Here is a 19,965-nt window from a genome sequence, read left to right on the forward strand (position 1 = left end):
GCCAGTGGCATGCCGAGCGGGTCTGGACCCTGCCTCCAGAAGTGTCACCTGCTCCTCCTCCACCACGCGTGCCGACTATTCCCAGCTGTGATTCGGGGCTGCGGAGCCGGCGGATGGGCCGCCCGGCGGATTTCCTGCAGACGCCCGGCTTCGGGTCGTCGCGGAGGGGGCGATGCCTGGTTAGATTTTGGCGCCGGCAAAGCCGTGCTGCCGCCACGCCTCGTAGACAGCGATCGATGCAGCGTTGGCCAGGTTGAGGGAGCGCAGGGCGGGCAGCATGGGTAGCCGGACTGTGGCCGTGACGTGCGGGTCCGTCTTCACTCCGGCGGGAAGGCCGTCTGATTCGCGGCCAAACATCAGCACGTCGCCGGGTTGGTAGGCGATGTCCGTGTAGCTGGCGGTGCCATCGGAAGTGAAGGCGTAGACGCGTTCCGGCTGCAGGTGGCGCCACGCGTCCTCAAGGGTGGGATGCACGGTGACGACGGCGAGGTCATGGTAATCCAGGCCCGCCCGCCGGAGCTTCGCGTCGGAAAAGTCGAAGCCCAGGGGTTCCACGAGGTGCAGTTCCGCACCGGTGATGGCTGCGAGCCGGATGGCGTTGCCGGTATTGCCGGGAATCTCGGGTTCGTGAAAGAGGATGCGGAACACCACCCCATCCTAGCTACCTCAGTCAGTGCATCCCGCGCAGGAGGCGGGCAAGTACTGGAACATTCACGGTGTTGGGGGCCGGGCCGGAGGACAGGAACTCCTTGAGTCCGCGGGTCAGCCCCGCGGCGTTGACGATCCTGACAGGTTCGAGCTCTCCCGCTGAACGCCGGTGCTGGTCAATCACCGGTTCATGCAGATTTCCGCCAGGGCTGTGCACCACGGTCCATCCCGTCACATTCAGTTCGGGGAAGATATCCTGCATGGCGCGCACCACCTGCCCAAGTTGTGGCGGTGCGATGGCACGCCCTCCGTGGTTCAGCGTCCTGCCGTCCCACGCGTAGGCGCCCTTGGGAAGCAGCATGGACCCTACCAGCGCAAGCCGGTAGCCGGAGAGGACCGCGTGATCGATGTGGCTGTTGTCCGCGGGGGACAGGAGGCCGTTGATGAGCCTGGCGGCCGGGATGGCCGGTAGAACCTGGCGGGTGAGGAGCTGCACCGTTCGCATCTCGCGCTGGATCCTCGCCTCGGCGCCGAAGATGCCCCGTTTGCGCGGCATGCCGTGGACCTGCTGGCTGGCTTGGGCGAGTGGAACCAGCGGAACCATGCTGCCGTCGTCGTAGGGCGGCACATAAACGGGCGGGTCTCCGGCCGTGTTGCGCGTCCCGGGCTGGCGGTGGACAGTAGCGGAGGCCCGGCTGCCGGCAGGCGGAGCGTCGAAGTGCGGACCACTGTCAGCTGAACCGTCCTGGAAGGAGCCTGCCGCGTAGGACCGGTCGTACGCCTTGCGGCGCAGGGGATCGATAAGCGTTTCGTAAGCAGCCGTCACCTGCCGGAAGGTTGCGGCATCGCCGCCCTGGTCCGGATGGGCCGATCGGGCAGCGCGGCGGTAGGCCAGCTTGATTTCCTTGTCGGTGGCGGTGACGGCCACTTTGAGGACCTGGTAGTGGGAACTGTTGCCCTCAGTCAAACACTCATCCTTTTCTCCATGCGCCGGCCCGGGGAATCGGGCCTGCCCAGTCTAGCCAGCGACCTTCCCCAAGAGACGGCCACGGACCCTGTTCTCTCAACGTCTGTCCGGGCGGCTCCGGTTCCCGGCGGCCGGGAGTTTAGACTCGTTGGGGCACGGCCGAAGCGGCCGTCCGGGAACTGACTGGGGTGGAGATGGAGATGCCGACGGCGGACAAGGCTGTGCGCGTAGGGCACCGGCGGGTGACGTTGAAGGCGCTCGCCGTCGGAGCCGCAGTGGTCGGCACCTTGCTGGTCGGGTGCAGCGTGGATGTCCGCGATCCCTCCGTTCCCGAACCTGTGCAGAGCCCGTCGACGCTTGCCACTCCTACCATCACTCCTGGCCATGATGCTGCAGCCGTGGCTGCGCAGGACCTTCCCTTCAGCGCCGGTGGCATCCTGGCGCGCGGTGTTCCGGTAGGGCTGGCGGACGGCCTGAAAGAAGCCCCGGGGTGGAAGCAGGTCAAGGACAACGTCGCCGGTGAAAGCCAATACCTTAAGGCAGACGGCTGCCTGGTGGCGGCGAAAGTCAGGGGTAACCAGTCGGCGTTGGCCAAGGGCGACGACCGTGAATCCACCGTGGCACTCTTCAAGTACCTGGATCCCACCATCCTGCCGGAGTACCTGAAGACGGAGAAGTTGCGGTGGGGCGGCGATCCTGACGCGCCCGCCCGTACTGTCGAGGTGCTGGCGCTGGAGCCTGCCGTTCCGCAAGGCGGCCGGGCCACGGCAATCCTGGCCCGGCTCTTTGCTACAGCAGGTTCTTCGGTCTACGTCAGTGTGTCCTGCCCTGATGCCGCGTCCTTGGGGTCGGCACGTGGCGACGTCGCGAAGTTCCTGCCGGTCCTGCCGCCATCCAACTAGCTGGTTCGTGGCGCTGCGTCCTGCTGCCGGGACGCTCAGTTCTGCTGTGCCCTGTTGCTCCAGCATCAATGCGGATACACCTGTGGGTACACAACAGCCGGGAGCGGCGACTCCCCCGGGGGATAGACTTGCAGCGTGTCCGCCTATCTCGACCACGCCGCCACCACCCCACTTTCCGCCGAAGCGCTGGCCACCCTAACGCGCGAGTTGGCCCGTACCGGAAACCCGTCGTCGCTGCACGGCTCAGGGCGGCGGGCGCGCCGCACTGTCGAGGATGCCCGGGAAATGGTGGCCGCCGCAGCGGGCGCACACCCCTCCGAAGTCATCTTCACCTCCGGCGGCACTGAGGCCGACAACCTCGCCGTCAAAGGCCTGTTCTGGTCCCGGGGGGCAGAGGATTCCGCGCGGCGGAGAATCCTCTGTTCCGCCGTCGAACACCACGCAGTGCTGGACACCGTGGAATGGCTGGAGCGGCACGAACACGCCGACGTTACGTGGCTGCCGGTAGACAGCAACGGCGTCGTGGACTTGGACGTCCTTGGCGCAGAGCTTGCGCGTGACCCCGGATCCATTGCCCTGGTCACCGTGATGTGGGCCAACAATGAGGTGGGGACCATCCAGCCCGTTTCGCGGATTGTCGAGATGGCCCACGCGGCTGGCGTTCCCGTCCATTCGGATGCCGTCCAGGCCTTTGGCTCGCTGGAGGTGGACTTCAAGGCCTCTGGACTGGACGCCATGTCCGTATCGGCCCACAAGATCGGCGGGCCGGTGGGCGTGGGTGCGCTGCTCTTGGGCCGGGCAGTCAAGCTGACCCCGGTCCAGCACGGAGGGGGCCAGGAGCGCGATGTCCGCTCGGGAACCCTGGATACCGCGTCCATCGCCGCTTTTGCCGCTGCTGCCCAGGGGGCCACATCGGCACTGGCCTCGGAATCCAGCAGGATCGCCGCCCTTCGGGACCGATTGATCGACGGCGTCCGGGAACGGGTGCCCGAAGCGGTCCTTCGCGGTGCGCCCGGCGATGGCCGGCTGCCCGGCAATGCCCACTTCACCTTCCCCGGGTGTGAAGGCGATTCGCTGTTGTTCCTCCTGGACCTGGCCGGGGTGGAGTCCTCAACCGGCTCTGCTTGCACCGCCGGGGTGCCGCGCCCCTCCCACGTACTCCTGGCCATGGGGCTTGATGAGGAAACCGCGCGTGGTGCGCAGCGCTTTACCCTTGGGCACGCGTCCACGGAAGCGGACGTGGAGGCACTGCTGGCAGCTCTCCCGGATGCCTGTGCCCGTGCGCGGCAGGCTGGGATGGCCGGGCATGAATCCTCCATCCAGACGGCCGCAACGGTGGCCCGCCGAGGCATGCGCTGACCTGCCGCCTTTACCGTCCGCGTGCGGACACGGGAGTCGATTTGCCGCCGGCCGTAGAATAGATAGGCGAGGATCGTTTTCCGGCACGAGCCGGCGGTCCGTCCAGGGCCAAGAGCCGAATACCTCCCACCAGAAAGCCAGCATGCGAGTTCTAGCAGCCATGAGCGGCGGCGTTGATTCCGCCGTTGCAGCCGCCCGCGCCGTCGAGGCGGGCCACGACGTCGTCGGCGTCCACCTGGCGCTGTCCCGGATGCCTGGCACACTCCGGACCGGCAGCCGGGGCTGCTGCACCATTGAAGACTCGCGGGACGCATGGCGTGCTTGCGACGTACTCGGCATTCCCTATTACGTGTGGGATTTCTCGGAACGCTTCAAGGAAGATGTGGTCCAGGACTTCATCGACGAATACGCCGCGGGCCGAACGCCCAACCCCTGCATGCGCTGCAACGAACGGATCAAGTTTGCGGCGCTTCTCGAAAAGGCCATCGCCCTGGGCTTCGACGCGGTCTGCACCGGCCACTACGCCAAGGTCATCGAAGACTCCCAGGGGAACCGCGAGCTCCACCGTGCCGCGGACTGGGCCAAGGACCAGAGCTATGTGCTGGGCGTCCTGACCCACGAGCAGCTCAAGCACTCCATGTTCCCCCTTGCAGACACGCCGTCCAAGGCCGAGGTCCGGGCGGAAGCTGAACGCCGGGGTTTGTCGGTGGCCAACAAACCCGACAGCCACGACATCTGCTTCATCCCCGACGGCGACACTGCCGGATGGCTTGCCGAAAAGATCGACATGTCCACCGGGGACATCGTGGACGAAACCGGTGCCAAGGTTGGCGAGCACCCCGGGGCCAACGCCTTCACGGTGGGCCAGCGCCGCGGCTTGAAGCTTGGACGACCGGCCGCCGACGGCAAGCCCCGTTTCGTGCTGGAGATCCGGCCCAAGGAAAACAAAGTGGTCGTCGGCCCTGAAGCGCTGCTGGCCATCGACGAAATCCAGGGCATCAAAGTCTCCTGGGCCGGAATGCCCATCGAGGAAGTGGAAACCGGCGCGGAATTCGACTGCTATGCGCAGGTCAGGGCCCATGGGGACCCCGTGCCGGCGCGTGCCCGGATGTACGCTGATCCCGGCACCGCGGACGCCCCGGCCCGGCTTGTGGTCACGCTGACCGACCCGCTGCGTGGCGTGGCTCCCGGACAGACGGTTGTCCTGTACCAGGGCAGCCGGGTGCTTGGCCAGGCCACCATCGACGCCGCCCGTTCGCTTCAGCGCGCAGCGCTCTAGGACATTTCCCCAGGCCGGGCAGCTGCCCGCCCCCACGACGCCGCCCGGCGCAGTCCGGGTGGCGTCTTTGCCGTGCCTCCCCTTGACCGGCAGTGCGAAGAAAACATCTGTTGCCCTAGGTAAATTTTGTGTCTCAACTCACAGGATTGGCGCTCCTGGGTGCTGACTCTCTGATTGAATCTACCCATCAGCACTGCGCGCCGCTGCCCGGGCTCATGCGCCTTTTCGTGGCCGGCGCGCAGGTACTCATCGGACAGAAAGTTCAGAGATGACCAAGAGCAACAAAGCACTGCACAGCGCCATCGCGCTGGCAGGCATCTCCGCACTCGCACTGACGGCCTGCACGGGCCCGTCGGGCGGAGGCGGAACCTCCACGAACGGCAGCGGAGGCAGCACGATTACCCTCGGGACGACTGACAAAGTGGTCACGCTCGACCCCGCAGGTTCCTATGACGCCGGTTCCTTCCTGGTGATGAACCAGGTCTACCCCTTCCTGCTGAACGCCAAGCCCGGAAGTGCGGACGCTTCGCCCGACATCGCTGAATCAGCGTCCTTCACCGCCCCTACCGAGTACACGGTCAAGCTGAAATCCGGCCTGAAGTTCGCCAACGGCCATGCGCTCACTTCGTCTGATGTGAAGTTCTCCATCGACCGCGTGGTGAAGATCGCGGACCCCAACGGCCCGGCGTCGCTGCTGAGCAACCTGGAATCCGTTGAGGCGACCGACGACACCACCGTCGTGTTCAAGCTCAAGGCCGCAAACGACCAGGTCTTCCCGGGCGTCCTGGCCTCAAACTCGGGACCCATCATCGACGAGGAAGTCTTCCCGGCGGACAAGGTCATGGGTGACGACGACATCGTCAAGGCCAAGCCTTTCGCTGGCCCCTACAGCATCGACAGCTACAAGAAGAACGAGCTCATCAGCCTGAGCGTCAACCCTGACTACCAGGGACTGCTCGGCAAGCCCGCCAACGACGGCGCCAACATCAAGTACTACGCCGATGCGAACAACCTCAAGCTGGATATCCAGCAGGGCAACATCGATGTCGCCGGCCGGTCGCTGACCGCCACGGACGTGGCTGACTTGGAGAAGGATTCCAAGGTCAAGGTCCACAAGGGTCCGGGCGGCGAGCTGCGGTACATCGTCTTCAACTTCGACACCATGCCGTTCGGTGCGAAGACCCCCGAGGCGGACCCCGCAAAGGCCCTGGCCGTGCGCCAGGCCATGGCCAACATCGTGGACCGTGACGCCATCGCCGACCAGGTCTACAAGGGGACGTACCTGCCTGCATACTCCGTGGTCCCGGAAGGATTCCTCGGCGCAAAGCAGCCGCTGAAAGACCTCTACGGAGATGGCGGCAAGCCGAGCCTGGACAAAGCCAAGAAGGTCTTCGCCGACGCCGGAATCAGCGGCCCGGTCACCATCAAGCTCCAGTACAACCCGGACCACTACGGCAGCTCCTCAGGTGACGAATACGCCATGATCAAGGAACAGCTGGAAAAGTCCGGCCTGTTCACCGTGAACCTGCAGTCCACCGAATGGGTCACCTACTCAAAGGACCGGACCGCCGACGCCTACCCGGTGTACCAGCTGGGCTGGTTCCCCGATTACTCCGATCCCGATAACTACCTCACCCCGTTCTTCGTTCCGGGGAACTTCCTGAAGAACCACTACGACAACGCAGACGTTGCCGCCCTGATCCAGAAGCAGCTGACCACGGTGGACAAGGACGAGCGCGTCAAGATCCTGGGCGAAACCCAGGACGCCGTTGCCAAGGATCTTTCCACCCTGCCCTTGCTCCAGGGTGCCCAGGTCCTGGTGGCCGGTGCCGACGTCAAGGGCGTGGATACCACCCTGGACGCTTCGTTCAAGACCCGCCTGGGTGTTATCTCCAAGTAGTCCGGCCAATTCTGCCCACGGCGGGCAATGAGGCGGGGTGCACCAGCATCCCGCCCTGTTGGCCGCCCCCAGCCAATCCTGTGGGGGAGCAATGGCGCGGGCTTTAGCTTTTTAGGTAATCCGATGACCACATTGATTGAAGCGCCGCCGGAAGATTCCGACGGCCTGTTGCCGGCCAAGAAGAAGTCGTCCGGCGGGGGACTTGGCCAGTACATCCTGATCCGTTTCCTCCTGATTTTCCCCACTATCCTCATCCTGGTCACCATGGTGTTCTTCCTCATGCGGATCACAGGAGACCCCATCACCGCCGCAATGGGCGGCAGGCTGCCGCCCGACCAACTGCAGCAGCGGATCACCGCCGCCGGGTACGACCGGCCGATCCTGGTGCAGTACTTCGAATACCTGGGCCAGCTGGTGACCGGCAACTTCGGGACCACGCTGTCCGATAACCGGAAAGTGACCGAAATGCTCGGCACCTACGGGTCCGCCACCCTGGAACTGAGCATCAACGCGCTGATCGTGGCACTTCTCGTCGGCATTCCACTGGGCATGCTGGCGGCACACCGCAGGGACCACGTTCCGGATGCCGTCCTGCGCATTTTCGCAATTCTCTGCTACGCCACGCCCGTATTCTTTGCCGGACTGCTGCTGAAGCTGACGTTCTCCGTCTGGCTGGGCTGGTTGCCGGTGGCTGGACGGGCGAAGACATCAACCGAGCTGGCCCTGACATCGCTCCAGGCTCCCACGGGAATCTATTGGCTTGACGCATTGCGCAGCGGAAACATGGCAGCCCTGGGCGACGTCATGGCCCACGCTGTGCTTCCGGCCGTCGCCCTGGGCCTGCTGACGGCAGGAATTTTCCTCCGCCTCGTGCGAACCAACGTCATTGGCACACTCGGCAAGGACTATGTCGAAGCGGGCCGTTCGCGCGGGGTCAGCGAGTTCAGGCTGGTGACCAAGCACGCGTACAAGCCGGCACTGATTCCGATCATTACCGTGATGGGATTGCAGATCGCCGTGATGCTCGGTGGTGCAGTCCTGACTGAGAAGACGTTCGAATGGAAGGGGCTCGGATTCCAGCTGGCAACGTATCTCACGGCCCGTGACTACGTTGCAGTCCAGGGCATTGTGGTGCTCCTGGCAGTCATCGTCGCCACCACCAACTTCATCGTGGACGTTGTCGCCGCGCTGATCGACCCGCGGGTGAGGTACTGACCATGTCCACAACTGAAGCTCCGGTACCCGTGGCCAATCCGCGGTCCTCTTTCTTCCTGCGGCTCCCGGTGGTGTCACATGTGCGCCAAAGCGTGGGACTGCAGCGCGGGATGCTCATCATGGGCCTCGTCCTGACAGCAGTGTTTCTCCTGACCGCACTGCTGGCCCCCTTTATCGCTCCGTTCGGGTTCGCCCAGCTGTCTGACGGCGACGGAAACTTTCCCGCCCAGCAGCCGCCCGGCGGCAAGCATCCGCTGGGCACCACCGTGGGCGGCTACGACGTCCTTTCCCGCGTGATGTGGGGAACCCAGACGGCACTGCTGGTCATCATCATCGCCGTCGTGCTGTCCATCTTCGCCGGCGTCATCCTAGGCCTCGTCAGCGGCTACATCGGCGGCTGGCTTGACCGGATCCTGGTGGTGGTAGCGGACGCCATCTACGCCTTCCCTTCGCTGCTGCTGGCGATCGTCATGGCCATCGTGATCAGCGGGGGACAGTCCAGCCTCTTCGGTGGCGTCATGGCCGCGGCCATATCCATCACCGTGGTGTTCATCCCGCAGTATTTCCGGGTCATCAGGGCCGAAACCATCAGGCTCAAAGCCGAACCGTTCGTTGAGTCCGCAAAGGTGGTGGGTGCGTCGAACCTGCGCATCATCACCCGCCACATCTACCGGAACGCCACGCGGACACTGCCACTGATCTTCACACTCAATGCGTCCGAGGCGATCCTCACCCTCGCCGCACTGGGTTTCCTGGGCTTCGGCATCGAACCCAGCTCGGCCTCCGAATGGGGCTTTGACCTTAGCAAGGCCCTTGCCGACACCACCTCCGGTATCTGGTGGACGGGAGTCTTCCCGGGCCTGGCCATTGTGTGGGTGGTCCTCGGCCTGACGCTGGTGGGTGAAAGCATCAACGACCTCAACGATCCCCGCCTGCGCGGCCGTAAGCGGGCAAACCGCAAGGCTCCGGCCGCTTCTCCCGCCGCCAACGCGGCCCCGGGACCTGACACAGAATCGAGCAACCCGTGACCGAAAACCTGGATACGCCATCGGGCAACGGAGCCCCGGGAACGAAGACCGTCCTGGGCATCGACCATTTGGAGGTCACCTTCGCCACCGACTCCGGCGATGTGCACGCCGTCAAGGATGTGAGCCTGGAGCTCAAGGCCGGGGAAGTCCTGGCAATCGTGGGGGAGTCGGGTTCGGGCAAGACCGTCACGGCGAAAACCATCCTCGGCCTGCTTCCGGAAACGGCCACCAGTTCCGGCGCCGTCCTTATCAACGGCACCAACATCATCAGCCTCAGCCCGGCCCGCCTCCGCCAGATCCGTGGGCGGGACGTGGCGATGGTGTTCCAGGAACCGTCCACGGCGCTGAATCCTGTCTTCACCGTCGGGTGGCAGATTGCAGAGGGCATCCGTGCCCACTCCGGACAGGGCGGCGGCAAGCGGGTCTCAGCTAAGGAAGCCAAGGAACGGGCCATCGATGCATTACGCAAGGTGGGTATCCCGGATCCTGAACACCGGGTGAACTACTACCCGCACCAGTTCTCCGGCGGGCAGAAGCAGCGGGTGGTCATCGCAGCAGCCCTCGCACTGAACCCCGGACTGATCGTGGCCGATGAACCCACCACCGCCCTCGACGTCACCGTCCAGGCGGAAATCCTGGAACTGCTCCGCGACCTGCGCGGCCAATACGGCACCTCCATCGTCCTGATCACCCACAACATGGGCGTGGTGGCAGACCTGGCAGACAGGGTGGTGGTGATGTACCGGGGCGACATTGTGGAAGAGGCGCCGGCACGGAAGCTGTTCGCCGAACCCCGGCAGGAGTACACCCGCCAGCTCCTGGCCGCGGTGCCGCACCTGGGCCGGAACTCTGCCTCGGAAGGGCTGACTGAACGGCGCCACCAGGGCGGGGAGGTGCTGGTGGAGGCGAAGGACCTCACCATCGAATACCCGGGAAGGCTGGGAACGCCGGCCTTCAAGGCAGTGGACGGCGTCAGCTTCACCCTGTCCAGGGGAGAGGTGTTCGGGCTGGTGGGCGAGTCCGGTTCCGGCAAGACCACCATTGGGCGGGCCATCGCCGGGCTGAACCGGACCACCGGCGGCAGCCTCAAAGTGCTGGGCTACGAAATGCTGGACCTGCGGGAACGGACGTTCAAGCCGCTCCGCAAGGACATTGGCTTCGTCTTCCAGGACCCGGCCGCTTCCTTCAACCCGCAACTGACCATCGGGGAATGCATCGCCGAGCCTATGGTGATCCACACCCGGCCCAGCGAAGCGCAGGCGCGCAAACGCGTCGGCGAGCTGCTCGAATCAGTCCAGCTCCCGGCGTCGTATGCGGGACGCTACCCGCATGAACTCTCCGGCGGGCAGCGGCAGCGGGCGTCCCTGGCGCGCGCGCTGAGCCTGAACCCCCGGCTGCTGATTGCGGACGAGCCGACGTCGGCCCTCGACGTCTCGGTCCAGGCGAAGGTCCTGGAGCTGTTCCGGGACATCCAGGAAGAGTTCGGGTTCGGCTGCCTGTTCATCAGCCACGACCTCGCGGTGGTAGACATCCTTTCCACATGGGTAGGCGTGCTGTACAAGGGAAAGCTGGTGGAACAGGGAATCGGCAGCCAGGTCATGGGAAGCCCGCAACACGACTACACGCGCCGCCTCATCGCGTCGCTTCCCGTTCCCGACCCCGACGAGCAGGCCCGGCGGCGCGAGGAAAGCCGGGCACTGCTGGGCCTTTAGGGGGCGGCCACAGTGTCAAGCGCCGGTGCGGCAAACGCTGCACCGGCGCTTCACAGCCGTTCCAATACTCTGCCTGCCCATAGACTGGATGCATGACGCAGCACAACCTCCATTCTTCCGATTCCGACGATTTCGACCCCGCCGCAAGTTCGTTGGCCGGGCAGGTCGACCAGTCGGTGATGGCTGAACTGCTGTCAATCCGCTCCAGCATCGACAACATCGATGCGACGCTGGTGTACCTGCTGGCCGAGCGGTTCAAGGCGACGCAGAAAGTCGGATTCCTCAAAGCCAACCACCGCCTGCCTGCGGGCGATCCCGGGAGGGAAGCGGCGCAGATCGCGAGGCTGCGGCGGCTCGCGGAGGACGCGCACCTGGATCCTGCGTTCGCCGAGAAGTTCCTCAACTTCATCATTGGCGAAGTGATCCGGCACCACGAAGCCATTGCAGAGGACCACCAGGCGGCGACCGGCCGGCAGGCGCAGGCGCCGACGCGCGCGTGACCGCCCAACACCCTGGCGCTTCCGCTGCGGCGCCGGAGCAGCTTTTGCCCACGGAAGTGACCGCCACGGCACTCGGGCAGTGGCCCGGCGAAGACCCGTATGAAGCAGCACGGATCATCCGCGGCGAACTCGGCAGCCCGCACCTGCCGTTCCTCCCGGAGCTCCCGGCCCGGGGCGTAGGATCCGACGCGCTGGGGCGGACCGCGTCCTTCCTCGAGGAGCTGGCCGTCGATGTGCAGCCCTTCGGCTGGCGCCTGGTGGACCGGCCGGGCAGGGATTACCGCCGCGCAGCCTCGGCGTTGTCGACTGATATCAACATCCTGGCCGATGTGGCAGGCGCAGAAGACAGCCCTGCCCGGGAAATCAAGGTCCAACTGGTTGGCCCGATAAGCCTGGCCGCGGGACTGCACCTGCACAACGGTGAGCGCGCCCTGATCGACTACGGTGCCCGGCGGGACCTCGCGGCGTCCCTGGCTGCAGGCGTGGGAGCCTACCTCGGCAGGGTGGCGGCCGCCGTGCCCGGAGCCCGGCTGGTTGTCCAGCTTGACGAACCGGACATCGCTGCGGTCCTGGCCGGCACCATCCCCACAGCCAGCGGTTACCGTACGCTCCGCGCGGTGCCGGGTTCCGAAGCCCGGGAGTCGTGGCGCCTCGTCATTGATGCATTACGCGCTGCCGGCGCTGCCGAAACTGTTATTGCGGTACCCGAGGTGGAGGCGCCTTTCGAACAGATCCTTGCGGCCGGGGCCGACGGTATCGCCGTGCCGCTGAAGGCCCTGACCACCCGCCAGTGGGAACAGCTGGCGGGCGCCGCTGAAGCGGGAAAGCGGCTCTGGATCGGTGCGCTGGACGTGGCCGGCGCTGCACGGACGAAGACCGCTGACTGCGTTGACGCCGTCTGGCGCCCGTGGCGCCAGCTCGGCCTTTCTCCCGCCGCCATCAGCAGCGTCCGCATTACTCCCTCATCGGGCTTCGAGGCCGTCACCCCGTCGCGGGCACAGGAACTCCTGGGCCAGCTGACCAAGGTGGCCGACGGTCTGAACCAGCAGGCGCTCGGCTAGGTCCGGGTGGGACGCTCAGGTTCGGTTTTCCCACCGGTCCGGCTGTGCGTACCGCGGCAGGAAACTCTGGGCGGAGCTGCCGCCGGTGTAGGGCCGCAGCCGGTAGTCGAAGCTGCCGGCGTACACCAGCACCAGGCCGATCTGCGGCTGGATGACCTTGACTTGGATGCGGTGCCTTCCGGCGGGGCCTTCGGTTGGATCCCACCATTGCTCGGCGTAGGCCTTGGCGTCCAGCGCGGATGGCAGGGGAATGCGCAGAGGACCGAGGAACAGACGGGATGCCTCCGAAACGCCGCGAAGCCTGCCCTCCGGGGTGACACTGAGGTTCAGGTCGGTGACCATCCGCCGATACCGTCCCACATAGTCCACCAGGTGGCTTCTGCCGCGCGGGTCCCTGCCTTCGTTCCGCTGGTTGATGCTGGTGGTGTCCTGGAACATCCGGGTGTGGCCGGTAAAGCGGATCTCCCTCCGTGCCGTGAGGCTGGAACGGCCGAAAGGATCAAGGTGCGCGTGGTTCTCGATCCGGAACGGAACGTCCTCGCCGTACTCCGGAAAGAACGCTTCTTCGCTGCTGGTAAGCCGCATGAGCGGGCGCAGCCAGGCCTGGCGGCAGCCCACGACGTCGAACGTTCCCTCACCCACGCCGTACCGTCCGGAGCCGGGCACCAGCGAAAAGTACTCCTGGAGTTCAGGCTGGAGCCGGTCAAAGTCCGCGCCCAGGGCCTGCTGATAGATCGGTGCATTCATGGTGACCTCCTGCTGGATGGTGGCGCTGGATTCACAATCTACCGGCAGCCTTGAGCCGGATGTACATGTCGGCCAGCCCGGGTGGCAGCTGGTGCGGTTCTGCATCCACAACCTCCACGCCAAAACGGCGGAGTTCAGAGCTGACGGCGGCACGCTGGAGGAGTGCACGTTCGGCGGCGGCCGCCCTGAAGACTCCTGCAGCATCGCTGCGTTCGGCCAGCATGGCGCCCAGTTGGGGGTCGCGCACCGCGGCCACCACAACGACGTGCTGTGCGGCCAGTTGCGCCGCCGCGGGAATGAGGCCCTCCTCCGGCGCTCCGCCGTCGAGGCTGGTCAGCAGCACCACCAGGGAGCGGTGGGCAGTTACCGCCCGTACCTCGGCAGGAACTGCCGCCCAGTCCATCTCGATGAGCTCCGGTTCCAGCGGTGCCATGGCCTGGACAAGCCGGCCCAGCAGGTTGCCTTTGCCCGCAGTGCCCGCCCGCGCCCGTGCCCGGCGGTCGAAAGCAAGGAAGTCCACCCGGTCGCCGCCGCGCTCGGCGAGGACGCCAAGCAGCAGGGCAGCTTCCAAGCCGCTGTCCAACCGGGTCTCGTCGTCGATCCTTGCGGCCGCGGTGCGTGAGGTGTCCAGCACCATCACCACCCGGCGGTCCCGCTCGGGGCGCCAGGTCCGCACTACCACGGCAGAGCGCCGCGCAGTTGCCCGCCAGTCGATGGACCGGACGTCGTCGCCCCGGACGTAGTCGCGCAGGGAGTCAAACTCGGTGCCGGCACCGCGGATCTGGACCGCCGCCTTGCCGTCGAGCTCGCGGAGCTTCTGCAGCTTCGAGGGCAGGTGCCGCCGCGAATTGAACGGGGGGAGCACCCTGATCGATCCGGCAGAGGCTATGGTCCGCTGCCGGGCGGCAAGCCTCATAGGTCCGAAGGACCGGAAGGTGACATGCGGGGATTTCAGGTCCCCGCGCCGGACGGGCCGGAGTACGACGGCGGCACGCCGGCTTTCGCCCGCAGGCACATCCACCGGTTGGACCGGGTTGGCCGCCCCGGCCGAGGGTTGCCAGGCGTCACGGAAGCTTCCGCGCACGCGGCGCCGTCCACCGTTATGGATGGTGAGCTCGGCGGGCACCCGCGCGTTGAGGGCAACATTGACCGGCCCGCTGCGGACCACCTGCAGCAAGCGGGGTGATCCGGCCAGTGCAAGGTCGGCGCCTGCAGCGGCTGCAAGCACTGCAGCAACGGCGAAGAACGAGCTCCACCCCGGCAGCAGCAGGACCGGCACGAGTCCCAGCAGCACCAGCAGGACGAAGCGCCCGGAAATGGCCATCAGCGCGGGACGGGGACCGACGACAGGATGCTGCCCAGCACGTCATCCACCTGCACCCCGTCCATCTGCGCTTCAGGTTGCAGGGCGACGCGGTGCCGCAGGCAGGGGAGGGCGAGCGCTTTGACGTCGTCAGGAGTGACAAACGCCCTCCCGGACAGCCATGCCCAGGCCCGGGACGTGTTCAACAGTGCCGTCGCCCCGCGTGGCGAAACGCCCAACAGGAAGGACGGGGCAGTCCGGGTAGCCCGCACGAGGTCAACGATGTATCCGATAATCTCGGGGGCCACGTCCACGCTGGCCACTGCCTGCCTGGCCCGCTCCAGGTCCCGCGCGTCGGCCACGGCACGCACACCCGCTGCTGCCAGGTCCCGGGGGTCGAAACCCGCGGCGTGGCGCCTGATGACTTCCATCTCGTCGGCGCGCTCCGGCAATGGCATGGTGAGCTTGAGCAGGAACCGGTCCAATTGCGCTTCCGGCAGGGGATAGGTTCCCTCGTACTCCACCGGGTTCTGCGTCGCGGCGACCAGGAAGGGCGACGGCAACTGGCGGGGCTCCCCGTCCACGGAGACCTGGCGTTCTTCCATGGCTTCGAGAAGCGAGGCCTGCGTCTTGGGCGGGGTCCTGTTGATTTCGTCGGCCAGCAGCAGGTTGGTGAAGACCGGCCCCTCCCGGAACGTGAATTCGGACGTGTGGGAATCGTAGACCAGCGACCCGGTCACGTCGCCGGGCATGAGGTCGGGGGTGAACTGGACCCTCTTGGTCTCCAGGTCCAGTGCCGCGGACAGCGCGCGCACCAGCAGGGTCTTGGCGACGCCGGGCACCCCCTCCAGGAGGACATGGCCGTGTGACAGCAGGGCGATCAGCAGGCCGGTGACGGTAGCGTCCTGCCCCACGACGGCTTTGGCCACTTCATGCCGGACATCCAGGAGCGCCTGCCGGGCGGAGTCGTGCTCCATCGGGTCAAGGACCTGCTGGCCGGTGCCATGTTCACTCATCGTCTTCTGACCTCTTTCTCCAGGGTGTGCAGTTCCCGGGCCCAGGCCACCAGGCGGGCCTCGCTGCGGGGATGTTCATTAACAAGGTCGCTGACCGTGGACGCCGGCTTGCCCAACTGCCTCGCTGTGGCATCAACGATGGCCTCCGCGGTGGTTCCGGGACCGAGCCGGAGGGTTGCCGCGAGCCGGGATAACGTGCCCGCACGCAGGTTGTCCCTTGCCTGATCCATGGCCCGGTAGTCGTGGTAGAGCCGGGCCCGGCCCTCGGCAGTCTCCACTGCCTTGACCACCACGGGAAGGGGCTCGAAGACCAGCGGTCCATGCCGTCGGCCGCGCCAGGCGATGGCGGCGAGCGCAACGACCACCAGCCACGGTCCTATGAACCGCACCCAGTCCGGGGCCAATTCGTCGAGGGTCCGCGGCGAGCCGGTGAGGTCCATGTCCTCAAGTGACGGCAGATACCACACGAGGTCAGGCGAACTGCCCAGCAGCCGCAGCCCGAGGGCGGCATTTCCCAACTCGTCCAGCCGTTCGTTTCCCAGGACTGCGGTGCTGCCGAGGACTACCAGCCTGCCGTCAGTGCTGGCCGCAAGTACCCCGGCGGCCGAACCGGACGGCCGGAAACAGGTGGTCCCGCCGTCGTACACGAATCCCGACCCGCCACTGACCTGGCCTGCGGCCCGTGCATCCGGTAGGGAGCAACCGGGTGCCAGCGCGGGCGTGCCGTCCGGCACTACGCCTGCCTGCCGGATGCCACCGTCCAGGGCGCGGAGCGTCTCAAGGCGTGGCGAGACCACCACCACCCGGGCGCTTGAGTCCGCGAGGTCGCGGAGGCGCTGCGCGTCCAAGGCTCCGTTCCGGTCGTACAGCAGGAGGGTGGGGGATGAACTGCTGTCCAGGGCAGCCATGGCTGAGTCGTAGTTGCGGGCGTCGTGGACCTGCACCCCGTGCTCGCCAAGGATTTGGGCGATGGCGCGGGCACCGCCGGGACCTGCGTTGCTCACGGACAGGGGGACGACGTCTCCCTTGGGCGCCAGCTGGGCCCAAATCACCAGGCCAAGCCCGACGGCGACCAGGACGACGAGCGCGGCCAGTCCCCGGTGGCGGCGCAGCCGGACGCGGAAGGAGCGGACGGCAGTCCGCTCCGGGCCCGCTTCCCGGGCAGCCTCCGTGGTGGGTCCGGTCATGGCAGGACCGCCGGCTGATGCCGGTCCAGGGGAAGTTCGGGTTTGGCTGCCGCCAGGGCGTCGTCGAGCCGGACCATGTCCTGGTACTCCGCACCGCCGGCAGGCCTGTTGCCGTAGCGGACCGCGTCGAAGGCAGCTGCTGCCCGGGCCAGCCGCTGCGCCTCAGCACTGAACGGCACTGAGAGCTCGCGTGCGGCCTCATCCGCGGTCCGGCCCGGCTGCGGATCGATGACGGCCCTGTCCTCGGCCGAGCGCACCAGGGCACGGAAACGGTCTACGACGGCGTCGCCCCACTTTCCGGCAGCTGCGGCCTCAGCGGCGCGCTGGCGGTAGTCCGTGGAGGTGAGGGTGTTGTCTGCACCAAAGACATCCTTCTGCTTCCGGGCGGCCGGGTTGAGCCGTGGGCGGGCCAGGACGATGGCCACGGCTACGACCAGGACGATAACGATGCCTATGACCGGGGTGGGAACCGACCCGTCAGGTCCCGACGGCCCGTCCAGGGTACCCAGCCAGTCAAGGAAGCCGCGCCACACGCTTTCCAGCCAGGACGGCTCTGCCTGACGGTACTCAGGCTTCGCCAGCTCCTCCGCAGCCCACCGGCGTGCCTGTTCGGCGTCGGGAAGCACCGGCGGTTCAGCGGACATCCGGCCATGCACTTCCGGACGGCCCTTGGGAGCCGTTGCCCGGTGCGGTGAACGCCGCACCCCGGCCAGGGACGCCCTCGGGGTCAGCACCCGTCTCGAGCAGGCGGAGGAGCGTAAGGTCCAGGCCGTCCTTCCTCATCCGGAGGTCCATGTACAGCAACGACATCACCGACGTCTGGAACGCGTAACCCAACGCGCCCACCAGTGCCCCTAGGACAGCGGTGGCAATCCCCACGGCCACCGCCATCCCCGCGTCCTGACCGGATCCGCCGTGGGGTGAGACGACGGTGCCGAGGAAACTGGTCAGCAGGCTGACCGGGATCATCACTACCTGGCTGATCACGCCCACCAGAAGACTTACCACGAGGGTCATTCCGAAAATTCGCCACCAGTTGCCCCGGGTCAGCTGCCAGGACCGGCGCAGGGCGGCGATCGGACCGACTTCCTCGATGACCACCGCGGCAGGGGCAACCATGACCTTGATGGCGATCCAGGCAAACACCGCGATGAAGGCAGGGACAAGGGGAATCAGGAACAGGGCGCCCGCCGCCCGGTCGGTTCCGGCGATGAGAGCCACAGCCACGCCACCGAAGACCAGGAAAGCAAACAGCACGGCAGCCACCAGCAGCGCAGCGAGGCCAATCAGCGCGCCGGCCCTGGACTTGGCCAGGGCCCACATCTGGCGGAACCCTGTGGGCCTGTTCAGGATCGACCGGGCGACAGGAACCACCATGGCCCCCTGCAGAACGGCGGAGATGACGAGCGTCAAAATGCTGACAACCAGGATGGCGCCTGCGAAGCCGAATCCCATACCGGCCAGATCCGCGGGGCTGGCGCCCTCCACCCAGGCCTCTATGGACCCGGCAGATGTGGCGGACACGGCCGTGACGACGGCGGCCAGTATCGCCGAGAGCGACTGCGCCAGCAGGGCGGCACCCAGCATGGCCTTTGGGTTCCGGCGGATGGCCTGGAAGGAGCCGTCAAGGATCTCGCCGAACATCAGTGGCCGCAGAGGAACGATGCCGGGCTTTGGCGGGGCAACGTAGCGCGGCTGTCCGTATATATTCCCAAATTGGTTCCCGGAGGCCGGTCCATAGGGCGTTCCGTAGGGCTGTTGGGGATAGGCGGCGCCCGCGTAAGCCGGCGGGGGACCGTTCCACGGTGCCTGCTGGCCATAAGGCGGCTGGCCCGGCCCCGGCTGGGCTTGGCCTGGTTGGACTGGGCTGCCGCCCGGCTGCTGGGACCATGGCGCGGGGGGACCCCACGATGGAGTGCCGCCCCAAGTCCCGCCGGCGGCTCCCCGGTTCGGAGCCATCCACCCGTCATCGCTCCGGTCCCGCTGGTACCCGCCGCTGCCGTCCTGGCTTTGGCCGGGCCGCGGTCCCCGGGAACTGTCGGAGGGCTGCTCCGGTTCCTCCCGGCCTGATTCCTGTCCTGACACGCTCTTCCTTCCCCCATTCCGGCGGCACTCTTGTCCCGCGGCCGGGCCCCGACAGCCGTTGGCCGCCGGGAAGGTCCGGCACGGTCCCAGCCTATAGTTCCGGCGTCGGAGGTCCTAGCGTTCCGCCATGCCGAAGCCGCTGAACAGGACAAAGCCCCCCTGATAAGGGAATATATAACTATGAAGGCACGCATTCTGGTGGTTGATGATGATGAAGCGCTGGCCGAAATGATTGGAATTGTCCTTCGCAATGACGGCTTTGAACCCGTCTTCTGTGCGGACGGCGCCCAGGCGCTTGACATCTTCCGGTCATCACGGCCGGACCTGGTCCTGCTGGACCTTATGCTTCCCGGAGTGGATGGCATTGAGGTCTGCCGGCAGGTCCGCGCTGAGTCGGACGTGCCCATTGTCATGCTCACGGCCAAGGCGGACACCTCCGACGTCGTCCGTGGCCTTGAATCCGGCGCCGATGACTACGTGCCAAAACCGTTCAAGCCCGCCGAACTGGTAGCACGTGTTCGGGCCAGGCTTCGCCCGGGAGACCAGAAGGCACCCGAAACCCTGCGGATCGCGGACATCACCATTGACGTTGCCGGGCACACGGTAAGCCGGGGGAGCGAACGGATTTCCCTGACGCCGCTGGAGTTCGACCTCCTGGTGGCCCTTGCCCGCAAGCCGTGGCAGGTATTCACCCGTGAACTGCTGCTTGAACAGGTGTGGGGGTACCGCCACGCGGCGGACACCCGCCTGGTCAACGTCCATGTCCAGCGCCTGCGGTCCAAGATCGAGCAGGACCCGGAAGCTCCGGAAGTTGTATTGACGGTACGTGGTGTCGGCTACAAAGCAGGGGCCTGACCCCGCTTCCTCCGACGGGGAACGCCGGTCCGGCGTCCCCGCCCAGGCGACCCCCGGAGAAGCATCGGATTCGGAACGGCGTGCGGCGGCGCAGCCACATCAACAACAGGCTCAGCAAGAACCGCAGCCGCACCAGGAGCCGCAGCGCCATCAAACAGCGCAGCACCACCAGACGCCGGAGCACACGGACGCCATTAGCCC

General features: G+C 66.5%; 18 protein-coding genes. 10 read left to right on the forward strand and 8 right to left on the reverse strand.

The features are described from left to right. Window positions 1–180 precede the first annotated feature (180 nt). Window positions 181–648, reverse strand: coding sequence for a tRNA (cytidine(34)-2'-O)-methyltransferase (locus UC32_RS03145; RefSeq protein ID WP_045729745.1), 468 nt, complete (start codon window positions 646–648; stop codon window positions 181–183). Window positions 649–670: 22 nt separating this feature from the next. Further along, window positions 671–1,615, reverse strand: a complete 945-nt coding sequence (locus tag UC32_RS03150) for a J domain-containing protein (protein WP_045729746.1) — start codon at window positions 1,613–1,615, stop codon at window positions 671–673. Window positions 1,616–1,815: 200 nt separating this feature from the next. On the opposite strand from UC32_RS03150, the gene UC32_RS03155 reads away from it, so the two are divergent. From UC32_RS03155 to UC32_RS03195, 9 genes are all read left to right on the forward strand, one after another. Beyond that, the gene (locus tag UC32_RS03155; RefSeq protein ID WP_045729747.1) at window positions 1,816–2,517 is read left to right on the forward strand and encodes a hypothetical protein; all 702 of its coding nucleotides are present in this window, start codon (window positions 1,816–1,818) and stop codon (window positions 2,515–2,517) included. A gap of 135 nt (window positions 2,518–2,652) precedes the next feature. Continuing rightward, the gene (locus tag UC32_RS03160) at window positions 2,653–3,876 is read left to right on the forward strand and encodes a cysteine desulfurase family protein (RefSeq protein ID WP_045729748.1); all 1,224 of its coding nucleotides are present in this window, start codon (window positions 2,653–2,655) and stop codon (window positions 3,874–3,876) included. 142 nt (window positions 3,877–4,018) lie between these two features. Further along, on the forward strand, window positions 4,019–5,155 hold the full coding sequence (gene mnmA, locus UC32_RS03165; RefSeq protein WP_152642534.1) for a tRNA 2-thiouridine(34) synthase MnmA: 1,137 nt from the start codon (window positions 4,019–4,021) through the stop codon (window positions 5,153–5,155). 268 nt (window positions 5,156–5,423) lie between these two features. After that, a complete protein-coding gene (locus UC32_RS03170) occupies window positions 5,424–7,055 on the forward strand; it encodes an ABC transporter substrate-binding protein (RefSeq protein WP_045729749.1) in 1,632 nt (543 codons plus the stop codon). Window positions 7,056–7,178: 123 nt separating this feature from the next. Beyond that, entirely contained in the window at window positions 7,179–8,270 is a 1,092-nt protein-coding gene (locus tag UC32_RS03175; protein ID WP_045729750.1) for an ABC transporter permease, read from the forward strand. 2 nt (window positions 8,271–8,272) lie between these two features. After that, window positions 8,273–9,298, forward strand: a complete 1,026-nt coding sequence (locus UC32_RS03180) for an ABC transporter permease (protein ID WP_045729751.1) — start codon at window positions 8,273–8,275, stop codon at window positions 9,296–9,298. Further along, window positions 9,295–11,010, forward strand: a complete 1,716-nt coding sequence (locus UC32_RS03185) for an ABC transporter ATP-binding protein (RefSeq protein ID WP_200896299.1) — start codon at window positions 9,295–9,297, stop codon at window positions 11,008–11,010. Before UC32_RS03180 ends, UC32_RS03185 begins: the two co-directional genes overlap by 4 nt. Before the next feature lie 92 nt (window positions 11,011–11,102). Then, complete coding sequence (locus UC32_RS03190; RefSeq protein WP_015937628.1) at window positions 11,103–11,510, forward strand: chorismate mutase; 408 nt, start codon at window positions 11,103–11,105, stop codon at window positions 11,508–11,510. Next, on the forward strand, window positions 11,507–12,571 hold the full coding sequence (locus UC32_RS03195) for a uroporphyrinogen decarboxylase/cobalamine-independent methonine synthase family protein (protein WP_235423568.1): 1,065 nt from the start codon (window positions 11,507–11,509) through the stop codon (window positions 12,569–12,571). Before UC32_RS03190 ends, UC32_RS03195 begins: the two co-directional genes overlap by 4 nt. A 15-nt stretch (window positions 12,572–12,586) precedes the next feature. Here the strand turns inward: UC32_RS03195 and UC32_RS03200 are convergent, their stop codons facing one another. Genes UC32_RS03200 through UC32_RS03225 form a run of 6 tightly spaced genes read right to left on the reverse strand, consistent with a single transcriptional unit; the run spans window position 12,587 to window position 18,468 of the window. Next, complete coding sequence (locus tag UC32_RS03200; RefSeq protein WP_045729753.1) at window positions 12,587–13,318, reverse strand: DUF4166 domain-containing protein; 732 nt, start codon at window positions 13,316–13,318, stop codon at window positions 12,587–12,589. A gap of 31 nt (window positions 13,319–13,349) precedes the next feature. Next, entirely contained in the window at window positions 13,350–14,642 is a 1,293-nt protein-coding gene (locus UC32_RS03205) for a DUF58 domain-containing protein (protein ID WP_045729754.1), read from the reverse strand. Further along, entirely contained in the window at window positions 14,642–15,637 is a 996-nt protein-coding gene (locus UC32_RS03210) for an AAA family ATPase (protein ID WP_045729755.1), read from the reverse strand. The genes UC32_RS03205 and UC32_RS03210 overlap by 1 nt, the downstream gene beginning before the upstream one ends. Then, window positions 15,634–16,824, reverse strand: coding sequence for a DUF4350 domain-containing protein (locus UC32_RS03215; RefSeq protein WP_045729756.1), 1,191 nt, complete (start codon window positions 16,822–16,824; stop codon window positions 15,634–15,636). Before UC32_RS03215 ends, UC32_RS03210 begins: the two co-directional genes overlap by 4 nt. After that, window positions 16,821–17,468, reverse strand: coding sequence for a DUF4129 domain-containing protein (locus tag UC32_RS03220; RefSeq protein ID WP_045729757.1), 648 nt, complete (start codon window positions 17,466–17,468; stop codon window positions 16,821–16,823). The genes UC32_RS03215 and UC32_RS03220 overlap by 4 nt, the downstream gene beginning before the upstream one ends. Continuing rightward, window positions 17,458–18,468, reverse strand: coding sequence for a DUF7847 domain-containing protein (locus UC32_RS03225; protein ID WP_045729758.1), 1,011 nt, complete (start codon window positions 18,466–18,468; stop codon window positions 17,458–17,460). The genes UC32_RS03220 and UC32_RS03225 overlap by 11 nt, the downstream gene beginning before the upstream one ends. A 621-nt stretch (window positions 18,469–19,089) precedes the next feature. Between UC32_RS03225 and mtrA the strand changes: the two genes are divergently transcribed. Further along, entirely contained in the window at window positions 19,090–19,764 is a 675-nt protein-coding gene (gene mtrA, locus UC32_RS03230) for an MtrAB system response regulator MtrA (RefSeq protein WP_015937620.1), read from the forward strand. The last annotated feature ends 201 nt before the right edge of the window (window positions 19,765–19,965 follow it).

Origin of the sequence: Pseudarthrobacter chlorophenolicus (genome assembly GCF_000962805.1) — a bacterium.
GTDB lineage: Bacteria > Actinomycetota > Actinomycetes > Actinomycetales > Micrococcaceae > Arthrobacter > Arthrobacter chlorophenolicus_A.